The 13250-nt window shown below is 44.2% G+C and carries 10 protein-coding genes and 1 tRNA gene; 6 read left to right on the forward strand and 5 right to left on the reverse strand.

The annotated features are described in order from the left end of the window. Positions 1–171 precede the first annotated feature (171 nt). Together narQ and AACV32_RS11880 are read left to right on the forward strand one after the other, a co-directional pair. Complete coding sequence (narQ, locus tag AACV32_RS11875) at positions 172–1896, forward strand: nitrate/nitrite two-component system sensor histidine kinase NarQ (protein ID WP_013868533.1); 1725 nt, start codon at positions 172–174, stop codon at positions 1894–1896. Continuing rightward, positions 1883–2515 carry a response regulator gene (locus AACV32_RS11880; RefSeq protein ID WP_013868534.1) on the forward strand — a complete coding sequence of 211 codons (633 nt, stop codon included), beginning with the start codon at positions 1883–1885 and terminating at the stop codon, positions 2513–2515. Before narQ ends, AACV32_RS11880 begins: the two co-directional genes overlap by 14 nt. A 66-nt stretch (positions 2516–2581) precedes the next feature. Here AACV32_RS11880 and dcuC read toward each other — a convergent pair whose 3' ends face one another. Together dcuC and AACV32_RS11890 are read right to left on the reverse strand one after the other, a co-directional pair. Continuing rightward, a complete protein-coding gene (dcuC, locus tag AACV32_RS11885) occupies positions 2582–3949 on the reverse strand; it encodes an anaerobic C4-dicarboxylate transporter DcuC (protein WP_017050042.1) in 1368 nt (455 codons plus the stop codon). Between the two features lie 297 nt (positions 3950–4246). After that, the gene (locus AACV32_RS11890; protein WP_017050757.1) at positions 4247–5374 is read right to left on the reverse strand and encodes an acyl-CoA desaturase; all 1128 of its coding nucleotides are present in this window, start codon (positions 5372–5374) and stop codon (positions 4247–4249) included. A gap of 174 nt (positions 5375–5548) precedes the next feature. Here AACV32_RS11890 and AACV32_RS11895 point away from each other — a divergent pair, with 174 nt between their 5' ends. Next, positions 5549–6091, forward strand: a complete 543-nt coding sequence (locus AACV32_RS11895; RefSeq protein WP_013868537.1) for a GNAT family N-acetyltransferase — start codon at positions 5549–5551, stop codon at positions 6089–6091. Between the two features lie 189 nt (positions 6092–6280). Here the strand turns inward: AACV32_RS11895 and AACV32_RS11900 are convergent. After that, a tRNA-Ser gene (locus AACV32_RS11900) sits at positions 6281–6371 on the reverse strand. A gap of 315 nt (positions 6372–6686) precedes the next feature. Between AACV32_RS11900 and AACV32_RS11905 the strand changes: the two genes are divergently transcribed. Beyond that, positions 6687–7364, forward strand: coding sequence for a MaoC family dehydratase (locus tag AACV32_RS11905; protein ID WP_013868538.1), 678 nt, complete (start codon positions 6687–6689; stop codon positions 7362–7364). Positions 7365–7417: 53 nt separating this feature from the next. Here the strand turns inward: AACV32_RS11905 and AACV32_RS11910 are convergent, their stop codons facing one another. Then, entirely contained in the window at positions 7418–8239 is an 822-nt protein-coding gene (locus AACV32_RS11910) for a phosphate ABC transporter substrate-binding protein (protein ID WP_166538007.1), read from the reverse strand. Between the two features lie 174 nt (positions 8240–8413). Between AACV32_RS11910 and AACV32_RS11915 the strand changes: the two genes are divergently transcribed. Beyond that, complete coding sequence (locus AACV32_RS11915; protein WP_026027345.1) at positions 8414–8764, forward strand: DUF3024 domain-containing protein; 351 nt, start codon at positions 8414–8416, stop codon at positions 8762–8764. 61 nt (positions 8765–8825) lie between these two features. Here the strand turns inward: AACV32_RS11915 and rnb are convergent, their stop codons facing one another. Continuing rightward, positions 8826–10835, reverse strand: a complete 2010-nt coding sequence (gene rnb / locus AACV32_RS11920) for an exoribonuclease II (RefSeq protein WP_170895118.1) — start codon at positions 10833–10835, stop codon at positions 8826–8828. Between the two features lie 362 nt (positions 10836–11197). Between rnb and AACV32_RS11925 the strand changes: the two genes are divergently transcribed. Then, a complete protein-coding gene (locus AACV32_RS11925; RefSeq protein ID WP_170895117.1) occupies positions 11198–13204 on the forward strand; it encodes a DEAD/DEAH box helicase in 2007 nt (668 codons plus the stop codon). The last annotated feature ends 46 nt before the right edge of the window (positions 13205–13250 follow it).

The following is a 13250-nucleotide window of genomic DNA, read 5'->3' on the forward strand; positions in this document are numbered from 1 at the left end:
CAAATTGTAGTTTTTGTCCTATTTCTATAAATACCCCCAAGGAGGTAATTGGCTAGTCATGTTGTTTTAGATCAATAAATTCAAGCGCGAGTGATCACATATTGAATGGCTTTAACGACAGCGGCGCCCAATCAGATACAATAGGCAAGGAGAGGTTCACGGAGAGATGTTTTGAGAAAACGATCCAAACAGTCGGTCACCAGCACCATTGCCAAAGCCATGGTGTCGATTTTACTGTTATCGGTTGCCATCACAGGCTACGCCATTTTTACACTCGCTTCCTCACTCAATGATGCGGAAGCGGTGAACGTTGCTGGTTCAATGCGTATGCAAAGCTATCGATTGGCACATGATATTCAAAGTAACTCGGTGGATTATTCATCTCACATTTATCTTTTTGAACGTTCGCTTTATTCACCATCAATGAAAGCATTGCAGCGTTGGCCTGTGCCAAACGACATCACCAAAGATTATTATCAGTTGATCATTCGTTGGCACGAACTGAAAAGCTTGTTAAATAGCGAGAACAAAGACCGCTATCTTGATGAGGTAGCGAAATTTGTCAGCCAAATCGACCGTTTTGTCTTTAAGTTGCAGCACTTCTCAGAACAAAAGCTGATCCAACTGGCTTGGTTTGGCGGCATGGGGTTGGGTGGTGTGTTATGTATCTCATTGTTTGTGGTGCATTTTATTCGTAAGGAAGTGGTGGGGCCATTGCGTTCGCTAGTGACCGCCAGTGAGCAGATCCAAAACCGTTCATTTGATGTATCGCTCAATGTCACCAGCCATAATGAAATGGGGATCTTAACCCGCACGTTTAATAAAATGGCCACCGACCTTGGTAAGCTGTACCTCGGTTTGGAGCAAGCGGTGAATGAGAAAACCCATAAGTTGCAAAATGCCAACCAAGCACTGCAAGTGTTGTATGACTGCTCGCAAGAGTTAACCGCATCGCGCATTAGCCAAGATAATTTTCAAGCGATTTTGCAACACTTGGTCACCATTGAAGGGGTCACATTTGCCCAGTTAGAAATTGGTGATGACGCGGGTAAAAGTACGCGCTTATCCGAAGGTGAGAGCAATGGATTCTCCCTTTCTCCGCTTTTGCTGAGCTTAGATGGGATGCAACTGGGTTACTTGTATCTGCAATACAGCTTGCCTTGTCCAAATAGCGCCTTGATTGATAACTTCGTACAAATATTGTCGCGTGCCATTTATTATAATCAAGCACAGAAACAAGCCGAACAGTTGATCTTGATGGAAGAACGCGCCACCATCGCTCGGGAACTGCATGATTCGTTGGCTCAATCGCTTTCGTATCTGAAGATACAAGTATCACTATTAAAACGCGTGATTGGCCGAGCAGAGACCCCGCACGCCGCAGAGAAAAAAGAGCAAATCATTTTAGATATTGATCAAGGTTTGTCGGGCGCTTACACCCAGTTAAGAGAGTTATTAACCACCTTTAGGCTAACGATTAAAGAAGGCAATTTTGGTCAAGCACTCAAGGGCATGCTAGAGGAACTTGGCGAGCAAACTACGGCGGAGATAGTGCTTAATAATAATTTGTCATCGATTGATTTAGATGCGCATCAACAAGTGCATTTACTGCAATTGATCCGAGAAGCGACTATCAATGCTATCAAACACGCTCAAGCTAATGTTATTCAAGTCAACTGTGATGAATTAGATGATCAGGTGATGGTGACGGTCAAAGACGATGGGGTTGGCTTTGATCAACAGCGTGCTAGGCTCAATCACTATGGATTAAGCATTATGCAAGAAAGAGCGGCGCGGCTGCATGGCGCAGTGTCAGTAACCTCCGCACCTAATGCTGGGTGTGAAGTTATATTGAAATATAAACGTTCAAAGGATACAAATTTTGACGAGATGTAGAGTAATGTTGGTAGATGACCATCCTTTGATGAGACGTGGTATCAACCAGCTATTGAGTTTTGAAGATGACTTTGAAGTGGTTGCTGAAGCTTGTAACGGCAGTGAAGCCATCGCTTTGGCGCATGACATCGAGCCGGATCTCATTCTGCTTGATTTGAATATGAAAGGCATGTCAGGGCTCGATACGTTAACAGCGCTTCGTGCGGATGAATCAACCGCTACCATTGTTATTTTAACCGTATCAGACAGTGCGCTCGATATTGAAGCTATGGTGAAAGCGGGGGCTGATGGCTACCTTCTTAAAGATACAGAACCAGATGAGCTGGTGGAACTGCTTAGACAGGCAGCGACGGGTGTAAAAGCGTACAGCGAGTTTGTTACTCAGTACCTTGCCGAACGTCATACGCATGAAGATCTTTTTGAGGCATTAACCGACCGTGAAACTCAGATTTTAAAAGAGGTCGCGAAAGGGTATCGGAATAAACAAATTGCGGATCGTCTGTTCATTTCTGAGTCGACAGTAAAGGTGCACATGAAGAGTTTACTGAAGAAGCTACGCGTCCCATCGCGCACGGCAGCAACGATTTTATACTTGGAACGCTATAGCGAGAGTAAATAACACCTATTTGGAAATAGCGGTTTGAAAAAAGGGCGTCCTGTTGAACGCCCTGATTGTTTGTCAACGTTATGCTGTCATCGGTACAAGGATTACTGTACCAATAATGACCGTGATTAAACCGAGGATGACAGGAACGGAAGTGCGTTTTACCACTTCAAATGGACTGATATGGCCCATACCAGCTGTTGCTACAACGACGCCTGATACTGGAGAAATGGTACGCCCAAGGTTGGAGGCTTGCAGCATTGGGATAATCAGAAAGGCTGGGTTCACGCCCAATTTAGCCGCCAACGATGGCGCTAACTCAACAAAGGCGTAGAACGGAGCGTTGCCTGAACCCGTCGCAATAGCGGCTGCTACGGTAAGGCCTGTCAAAATCAGCATCAAGGCTATGCCGCCTGCGCCTGCGGTTTCTGCAAGATGAAGCAGGTTATCAATCGCCCCAATCGACATCAAACCTTGTGCGAACACGCCCGCAGCAACCAATAACATCACCACACCTTTGAATGCTTCGGCCATGCCTGCGTAGCATGATTCTAGATCTTCTAACGTCTCTTTACCTTTAAAACGCTTCGTCACGAAGTCAACCAATGCACCGATGAAGATGGATCCGACCACAATGGTGTAAATATCAAGGCTCAAACCTTGAATGGTTTCTCCGTTGAATAAGAACACACCCACAATAGGTAAGAATGGAAGAGCCGCATAGTAAGCCGGTGCTTTTACTTCGATGGCGGAAACATCGATTTTTTCCATCGGTGTATTGTCTTTCTTATCGAGATACTTGTTCCAGAAGAAGGCCGCGATCGCCATGACGATAATGGCACAGATCGAAACAGGAAGAACCGTTTCCACGGCAAAAACGTGTAAAGGTAGGCCTGATTTTTCCGCCGCAATAACCACATCACCGGATGTCGGGGAAAGGATGATCGCAGCAGGAGATGCACATACCGCAACTGCGGCCGGGCGAGAGATCCCCATAGCTACCATCATCGGAAATAAAGTGGCCATTAACAGCACGCCAAGACCCGTTGCTGAGCTCACTGCTAAAGACATCAAACATGCCACAATGTAAGCAGCAACCAGCAAGATATAAGGGGATGTAATAACCGAAAGAGGTTTAGAAAACTGTTTTACAACCACATTGTTGGCGCCGATGTGTGTCATGTACGAAGCAAAACCACACAGCAACATAATTTGCATGCCTAAACCGCCACCACTGTAACGCAACATGTATTTCACGAATTCGAGTGCATCCGTTACTGTGTTACCGGTTGAGGGTACTTTGGCTGGCAGCACTGAATAGCCAAGTGCGCCAGTTAATAGCAGTAAAACGATACCTGCGGTGAGTAACACACCGGCTGGCTTGTAACCTTTAACAATGAAATAACCCACCGCTACTGTTACCACCAAGCCAATTAAAAGCTCTAGCATTTAAGTCTCCTGAAATTATGAACAATATTGCAAAAACGTGTATCAATTTATGACAAGGAATTTACCGAAAAGAATGCTGTAGCACGAGAGCAAGTTGAGCTTTAGATGATCTAAAACAATAAAATTATCAATTGATAACCTAGTTGAAAATTCTTTAACTTTGAATATGTTTTAGTCGTTCTAACTATTCATTTAGCAAATATGCGGCTAGAAGTTCTGTTAGAGGGGGGAATAATTTAAGCTAAGAAAAATGAAGCCACTTAAGGCGTGGCTTCATCAAATCTGTAAAGTATGAATTTAGGAGTACTGACGCACAATGAGCTGCCAATTGGATTTTTGTAGTGCTAATTGTTGCTTCACTTGTCGATAGCGCAGCATCAATAGGGAGTGTTCATATCTACGAACCATATTGTTTTTTTTACTTTCGATCAGCTGTTTCTTTAATTCATAATACTCTTGCAACTGCATGACTAAAGCGTCAAATTCACGTTGTATGCTGGCCATAACGAGTTGCTGATTGGGCAACGCGGCGATCTGTTTTTGCGCATGGCTTAATGCCATTAACGCTTTCGCTTTTTCTACCTTAAGGGGAGGCGAAGTGCGCAGTTTACCAGCCAACCCAAGCCACGAGCACAGCTTGATCAGCCATTTTGTTGGGTCGTATTGCCACCAATAAATCCCATTACGATAATCGTTTTCAAAAATATGGTGATAATTGTGGTAGCCCTCGCCAAAAGTGAAGAAAGCCAAAATACCGTTATCGCGGGCTGTATTTTTATCAGTATAAGGCTGGCTACCCCATATATGAGCCAGCGAATTGATGAAAAATGTCGTGTGATGATTGAGCACTAAACGCAGTGCACCCACGATCAGTAACATGCCCAGTATATCGTGATAAATAAAACCAAGGATCAGAGGAACGCCCAAGTTCATTGCGAGTGCCAAAGGTACATAATATTTATGCTGCCACATGACGATCTTATCTTTTTGCAGGTCACGGCAGTTGGAGTAGTCATCGTACGTGGTTTTATTGTAGTGACGCAGCATCCAACCTATGTGTGAAAACCAGAATCCACGTTTGGCTGAATAAGGATCTTTGTCATTATTGTCTACATGCTTGTGATGAACTCGGTGATCAGAAGACCAATGTAGCGCACTGTTTTGCAGTGCAAACGCCCCACCTAATGCAAACAATAATCTCAGTGCCCAATGTGCTTCATAGGCTTTATGTGACCATAAACGGTGATAGCCCGCGGTAATGGAAAGGTTGCAAAAGGAAAAACAAATCATCAGCCAAAGCCAATGCTCCATGCCGTAGCCAAATTGCCATCCATACAAAGGGGCTGCAATCGTCGCTAAGCCCAAGCTGAAGCTAAAAATGACGATGTTTATCCAGATAAGTGGTGGTTTTGATGCCGATTCCATGATTAAAATTCTTGAGCTTACAGTTGTTCGCTAGAATATCAGCGAACAACTGTAAGTCAAAGAGGTTTAATGATTCTTTTAAGGGATTGTGACTAGTATATTTTGCTTTTCTATTTGAACCGAATAGTATGAAAGACGATGTTAATCCTTACAGGAAGTAATAAGGACTAGAATATGGAAATAAAAGCAGCTGAATATTGCGATTTTGAAAGAATTGCTCAGCTACACGCTCAAAGTTGGCGAACTCACTACCAAGGCATATTAGGCAAAGAGTACCTTGATAACGACGTTCTAGAAGACCGTTTACTGATTTGGCAAACTCGCTTAATCAATCCACCATTTAATCAACATGTCCTACTGATTGAAGAGGGAGGGCTGCTGTGTGGGTTTATCTGCGCCTTTGGTAACCACGATTTTGACAAAGGCAGCATTATCGAGTCTCTGCACATTGATGAAAATTATCGAGGAAGGGGGATTGGTCGCCAGTTGATTCAAGAGATGGCGGCATGGTTTGAGCAGTATTTCCCTAATAGCGGTGTGTATTTGGAAGTGATGGCAGACAATAAGCAAGCCATCGAATTTTACGACTACTTAGCTGGTCGACCTAAAGGAGAGCGTTTATGGCGGTCTCCCTGTGGGCAAGATATTAAAGAGTGGGTTTATACTTGGACTAGCCCAACAGATTTGCTGGCTTCGGTCTCTTCTACGGTTGATTGAAACGCATAGTGCGCGGGCTATGTCTTCTTACCTATCGGTATTCGTGTGATTCGTTCTTGATGTATTGAGGAAGAGGCGATGACCAAACATGATTGCATCTTCCAGACACATGAGTTTTTAATCATCTAAAGTTTCCAAATGCTATAAATAGAAAAAGCCTCTGATAATCAAAGGCTTTTTTTTGATATTTGGCGGAGAGATAGGGATTTGAACCCTAGGATAGCTATTAACCATCGCCGGTTTTCAAGACCGGTGCTTTAAACCACTCAGCCATCTCTCCGTGTGGTGCGCATAATAGATAGCCACCATAATATTGTAAAGCAATAAGTTGAGTCATCGACTCGGTTTGGCTAACCGCAATAACGTTTTCAGTTACAGTAAAGCACTGTTTTTACCGCTTCCCTTGATTTTATGAGCTATATACTCTGCAACCTAGTTATCTAATAAAATGGTGTTTTATTTTTATTTGATTGATTTATATGTAATTTGTGTGTTTCAGGGAACGCTTGTACGCTCGAAAGTGTTTGCAGCTAAGTGTGAAGTACTTCAAAATTACCTCAATCCAAGGGCATTCTAACTAATCACCGAGGTTTAGATGAAAGTCGAGAATCTTTTTAAGCATCGTGGCGATTCAATGAACAAGTACTCCTCTGAGCTTATGCAGTGGGTATCACCTTCAGTACGTGAGTACTGGGGCGAGCTTCTACATAAAACAAACAGTCGCCAGTTGTTTTCTTGGGTTAGAGATTTTCACCAACCAGCAGTGAATGAAGATGCTCCTATTGCCGAACCCTTGATACTCAAACCTGAAGCGCAACGTCTGTATAAACAGCTCCAGACTCAGATTGGTGAAGTCATTCATACGGGTAAATGGCTGGTGGTTGATCAAGAGCGCATTAACCAGTTTGGTCAAGTAACCGAGGATATGCAGTGGATTCATACCGACCCTCAAAAAGCGGAAGTTGATTCTCCATTTAGGACCACAATTGCGCACGGCTTTTTGACCTTGGCCTTGTTACCTAAATTGACGGATAGCGTTGATCCTGACAAACCAATATTTCCGACCGCAAAAATGGTGGTGAATATCGGTTTAAATGAAGTTCGTTTCCCGTATCCAGTGAAATCAGGAAACCGAGTAAGAGCGATTAGTACTCTATTGAAAGTTACGCCAATCAAAAAAGGTTTGGAGATCGAGAGAGAAATTAAAGTGGAGATTGAAGGTATTCGTCGCCCAGGCTGTGTCGTGGTTTCAGTAATCCAACTCCATTTTTAACTTTAGAAAAATGACATGGAAATAGGAGAGTCGATCACTCTCCTTTTTTGTATTTATTTGTTTTTCAAAGGAATATAACCATATTCTTCTATGCGAGCCTTTGCTTCCGCTGATTTTAAAGATGCAATGAAAGCTTGAGTCTCTTTAGTGATTTTTTCAGGGTAATAGACCACTAAAAATGGCATGGAAAGTTTATATTCATGAGTGACAATATTTTTTGCAGTGGCTTCTACTCCCTCAAATTTTATCGATTTAATCGATTTATCTACCGATCCCGTAGAGATGAAACCGATCGCTTGAGGGTTATGGTTAATCAGTGTTTTAACCATACTATTGCTATTGACCACTAAGTTATTGGAACTGATGTCTGACACTAAGCGATCATTAATCACACGAGTCAGGCCTAATAAGCTTTCAAAGCTATAGCGGGAACCTGATGATGCTTCTCTGGTCACAACTGCGATTTTTTGATCAGCACCACCGACTTGTTTCCAGTTGGTTATTTTCCCTTTATAAATATCAAATAACTGCTCACGAGTCAGATTTTCAATACTGTTTAAGCGATTGATTACAACAGCCAACCCATCATAGGCAATCGGCAAGGTGCTCATCGTCTCATCTTGCTCACTTTCTGTGAGGTAGCGCGAGCTCATGGCGATATCTGCGACACCTTTTTTCAGTAATGTGATGCCAGCACTCGAACCTACGGCTTGAACCGCGATATAAGTTTCAGGGTGTGCGGTATTGTAGTCCTCGGCGAATACTTCCATGATCCTAGCGACCGAGGTCGAGCCAGAAATATTAACTTCACTTGCGAAGGCAAACTGGGTATGTAGCAAAGTTGAAAGCAGTGTAGCAAGCGCGACTCGAAACATAGTGGCTCCAATATGGTTATTTAGAAAAATTGAGCCACCATAATATGTCGTATAGATGACACTTTTGTGAACCACAAAGGTAAGTGGTTTGTAGCCTTACGGTTTTTCATATCAGAGATAAGCGAAGTCAGCTATAGTCGAGATGTCAGGAAGCCGTGTTTGAGCGAGGGTAAAATGGCGGTAGTGAATTTGTTGCAACGTCAACTAGAACGAAGAGCAGAGCTTGTTTGCCATAATCGTAACCAAAGTGTGTCTGTTGAATTAGGCAAATCCTGTTTTGAGCCGATCGTTAACGGTGTGCACTTCATCAAACACCATTACAAATTAGATTCAACGCATTGCGACTATTCAAGTATCGTGGCGAAAGTGATTTGGGAAGAAGCTAAATGGGCGCTGTATATTCCCAATACGGATCCCGATAAAGAAATTGAAGATTGGTTGCCGTATCCTTTTCTCCCTAAAACAACGGATTTGACGGCGTTGATCCGCGAAATTGAAAAAGATCCTAAATCTTACTTTTGGTGATCAATAAGCAATAAAAAGGCACTCCGAAGAATGCCTGATAGAAATGTCTATGCTGCTAAAATCACTCCCCTTGGGTAGTGGTATTAGCTTCTGAAGGTATAGGTAACGGTTCGAAAACCTGAGTCGGTTTTGCAATCAGACTGCGGTTTTCCATATTCACTTCTGCGAGCACGACTTCGAGCGTATCACCGAGCTTAAAGACGACTTCTTTATCGACAAGCAGCGTTCCACTTTCCGCATTACATTCAATACGTTCTTTGTTGTCTAAGATTAAAGAACCAGGAATGAATGCGGCTGCGCCATTTTCCAAAAGACGTACGCGCATGCCAGCTCGATTGATATCAAAAATTTCAGCCGTAAAACGGGTGCCTTTGCTCGGTTCGTTTACTAGCGTTCTAGCATAGAGCCAGTCGCCTACGTTACGTTCGGCCATTTTGTGGTGTTTGCGGTGTAGTGCCAACTCTTCACCAACGGTTTCATCCGGTGTTTGTACGGGCTCTTTGTTTAAAATATGTGCTTTCAACATACGATGGTTGATCATATCGCCATATTTACGGATAGGAGAAGTCCAAGTGGCATAGATATCCAAACCCATTGCGTAATGCGGAAGGGGTTGGTTTCCTATTTCACTGTAAGCTTGATACTTGCGGATACGATTATCCAGATAGCGGGTCTCTTGCTTACATAACCAGCGACGTAAAGAGGCAAAGCCTTCTAGAGTCGCTAAGTTATCGGCAGTGTATTCAAGCTCACCCGTTGGGTTGACTAATTCGACAACATCGGCAATTTTTTCGGGTTTGAACCCCGCGTGCGTATTGAACACGCCTTGGCCAAAATGCGCTTTGAGCGTTTTTCCCGCACAGATATTCGCGGTTATCATCGCTTCCTCAACAAGACGGTTAGCACTACGGCGGAGATCCGCATGAATTGCCACTACGTCGTTGTCTTCACTCAGTTCAAATCGATAATCAGGGTGATCAGGAAACACGACCGCGTATGTTTCGCGCCATTGTGCGCGCGCTAATGAAAAATCATACAAATCACGCACAACGGAAGCGATTTGGTCACTTGGTTGCCAATCGGCAGAAGTGCCCGTTTCTAACCAATCTGATACATGATCATAAACCAATCGAGCGTGCGATTTAATGTTGGCCGCAAAAAAGGTAATGTCATCGCCAATCACACCTTCTTTAGTCACTGTTACGGTACAGCAAAGGGCAGGGCGAACTTCATTTTCCATCAACGAACACAAATCATCGGCTAAATCACGTGGCAACATTGGGATATTGCGGCCAGGGAGATAAATAGTGAAACCCCGCTCACGCGCGACACTGTCCATCTCGTCATCTGGCGTGATGTATGCGGTTGGGTCTGCAATAGCAATGGTTAATGTGAAGTCACCGTCCTCGGTTCTTTGGGCGAACAGTGCATCATCCATATCTTTAGTTGATGCCCCATCGATGGTCACGAAAGGAAGGTGGGTCATATCGATGCGTTGTAGGTCGACATCATCTTTGAGCTGCCAATGTTCAATACCAGCCGGCTCACTGTTAGGCAGGTCATTTTCAGCTAAAGTCACCCACCAAGGCGCAATCTTATCGTTGGCATCCGTAATTTTATGGGTGATTTCAACCATAAAACCGCTATCGTTTTTCAGTGGATGGTTAATAAGCTGTGCAACAACCCAATCACCTTCAGAGAAATGTTCAGGGTTTAATCCTTTTTGCACCTTGGCTTTCAGCGATTGCCTTTTTAGTTGCGGGTTATCGGGCGTGACATTCAGCTTACCTTTGTACAGCTTTACACGGCCAATGAAGCGAGTTAATGAAGGCTCAAGAAGCTCTTGAGGCTCAGCCACTTCTTTCTCATTCTCGGTGCGAATGATGGCCACCACTTTATCTCCGTGTAGGCATTTCTTCATATACGGAGGTGGAATAAAGAAGCTGTTCTTACTGTCAACTTCTAAAAAGCCGAAGCCTTTTTCAGTGGCTTTTATCGTGCCTTCTTTCTTAGGCAAGTTCTCTTGGATTTGTTGCTTGAGTTGAGCAAGGAGCGGATTATCTTGAAACATGTTTCTTTTTCTAACAAATGCGATTGGGCACACTATAATCATTGAGCGGGATGATTACTACCGAAAGCGTTATTTTTGCTAGTCTGCTTTAACAGTGCGCTGTAAATGCAGCTTCTGTGTTCGTTTTGGGTGAATTAATGAGCTTAATGGCCATTTATGACGAATTTTTGTGATGTAATTCAATTTTTACTAGCTTTTTTTATGCTTTTAGGGAATAATCCGCGTCCCTTATATGTCCCTAGCGGCTTGATGCGTTTTAAGACTTATCCGCATCTGAACGGAACTCAGCTCTTTTTAATGGATCGGTATTGGAATTGGTAGAGCACGTGGGACCTTTTGTTAATTAATCTAGTGGGATCTCCATGCAAGACTCTGTAATTCAATTTAGTGAATTAGCCCTAAACGACTCAATCCTTTCTGCTCTAAATGAAATGGGTTTCGTTTCTCCAACTCCTATCCAAGCTGCTGCTATTCCATTTCTTCTTGAAGGAAGAGATGCGCTAGGTAAAGCACAAACAGGTACAGGTAAAACGGCTGCGTTTTCTCTACCTCTACTGAACAAATTAAACCTTTCTCAACACAAGCCACAAGCAATTGTGATGGCACCAACTCGTGAACTTGCTATCCAAGTTGCGGCAGAAATCAAAAACCTTGGCCAAAAGATTCAAGGCCTTAAAGTACTTGAGATCTATGGCGGTGCTTCTATTGTTGACCAAATGCGCGCTCTGAAAAATGGTGCTCATATTGTGGTTGGCACACCTGGTCGTGTAAAAGATTTGATCACTCGTGACCGCCTTCATTTAGACGAATGTCATACCTTCGTCCTTGATGAAGCTGACGAAATGCTCAAAATGGGCTTCGTTGATGACGTAACTTGGATCATGGAACAAGCACCTGGCACCGCTCAACGCGTGCTGTTCTCTGCGACTATGCCTCCTATGGTGAAGACGATTGTTGACCGTTACCTACGTGATCCTGCTCGTGTTGACGTAGCAGGTTCAAACCAAACTGTTGCGAAAGTAGAGCAGCAATATTGGGTTGTTAAAGGTGTTGAGAAAGACGAAGCGATGGCTCGTCTTCTTGAAACAGAAGAAACCGATGCGTCAATCGTCTTTGTACGTACTCGTCAAGACACCGAGCGTTTAGCTGATTGGTTATTATCTCGTGGCTTTAAAGCGGCAGCGCTTCATGGTGATATTCCGCAATCACTGCGTGAGCGCACGGTTGATCATATCAAACAGGGTGTAATCGACATTCTTGTTGCGACAGACGTTGTTGCTCGTGGTCTTGATGTTCCACGTATTACACACGTGTTCAACTATGATATCCCATTCGATGTAGAATCATACATCCACCGTATTGGCCGTACTGGCCGTGCTGGACGCAAAGGTAAAGCGATCCTTCTAGTTCGCACGAACCAAATTCGTATGTTGCGTACGATTGAGCGCGTAACTCGTTCTCAAATGGAAGAGATTCAACTTCCAATGCGTGACAAAGTTGCTGAAGCTCGTCTCATCAAACTGGGTGCAGAGCTAGAAGCTGACAAAGGTCATACTGCTTTAGACAAATTTGTTGAGCTCATTGAAAAACTTCAACAAAGCCTAGAGATTGATGCCACAACACTGGCGGCCATTTTACTGAAGCGCCAACAAGGCAATCGTCCACTGTTCTATGTCGGCCCAGATCCAATGGTCGACGCGATCGAGCGTGAAAAATCACGTCGCCGTGATCGTAAAGAGGGTAGTGAGCGTGGTGAACGCCGTGAAGGCGGTCGCGATAGCCGTGATGGACGCGAAGGTCGCCGCGAATATGGTACTGCGAGCAATGACTGGGATACTTATCAGTTACAAGTCGGCCGTGAGCAAGGCGTGCAAGTGAAAGACATCGTTGGTGCTTTAGCTAATGAACTTGGTTTAACCAAAGGTTCAATTGGTGCAATTAAACTTGCTCAAGGCCATACATTCGTACAGCTTCCTAAATCAATGTCTTCAGATGTTGAAGGCAAATTGCGTAAACTGCGTATTCGCCAAAAAGAAGTCGGTGCTGTTGTATGTGACTTTGATGACTTCCGCGAGTCTCGTGGTCGTCGTGAAGGTGGTAACGGTGGTGGTGCCCGTCGTGAAGGCGGAAACAGTGGCTTCCGTAATCGTGAAGGCGGTGCTCCTGCGGCTGGCGCAGGTCGTGGTGGCCGTGAAGGTGGCTTCCGTGGCAACCGTGACGGTGCAACGGCGACTGGTCGTGATGGTGAGCGTCGTTTTGACCGCAACCGTGGTGGCGACCATCGTGGTAACTTCCGTGGTGAACGTGGTCACGGCAATGCTAGTGCCAATGCGGGTACGTTAAGTCGTCCTCGTCGCGCTGAAGCATAATCAATTATTGAAACTCCAAAGCCCGTGATATTTATCATGGGCTTTT

This window comes from Vibrio sp. B7 (assembly GCF_963888765.1).
GTDB classification, from domain to species: domain Bacteria; phylum Pseudomonadota; class Gammaproteobacteria; order Enterobacterales; family Vibrionaceae; genus Vibrio; species Vibrio anguillarum.

Excerpts from the sequence above, each read along its gene's own strand:
- AACV32_RS11925 (WP_170895117.1), top strand. The coding sequence starts at position 11,198 with ATGCAAGACTCTGTAATTCAATTTAGTGAATTAGCCCTAAACGACTCA.
- AACV32_RS11905 (WP_013868538.1), top strand. The coding sequence starts at position 6,687 with ATGAAAGTCGAGAATCTTTTTAAGCATCGTGGCGATTCAATGAACAAG.
- dcuC (WP_017050042.1), bottom strand. The coding sequence starts at position 3,949 with ATGCTAGAGCTTTTAATTGGCTTGGTGGTAACAGTAGCGGTGGGTTAT.
- rnb (WP_170895118.1), bottom strand. The coding sequence starts at position 10,835 with ATGTTTCAAGATAATCCGCTCCTTGCTCAACTCAAGCAACAAATCCAA.
- AACV32_RS11915 (WP_026027345.1), top strand. The coding sequence starts at position 8,414 with ATGGCGGTAGTGAATTTGTTGCAACGTCAACTAGAACGAAGAGCAGAG.
- AACV32_RS11890 (WP_017050757.1), bottom strand. The coding sequence starts at position 5,374 with ATGGAATCGGCATCAAAACCACCACTTATCTGGATAAACATCGTCATT.
- AACV32_RS11895 (WP_013868537.1), top strand. The coding sequence starts at position 5,549 with ATGGAAATAAAAGCAGCTGAATATTGCGATTTTGAAAGAATTGCTCAG.
- AACV32_RS11910 (WP_166538007.1), bottom strand. The coding sequence starts at position 8,239 with ATGTTTCGAGTCGCGCTTGCTACACTGCTTTCAACTTTGCTACATACC.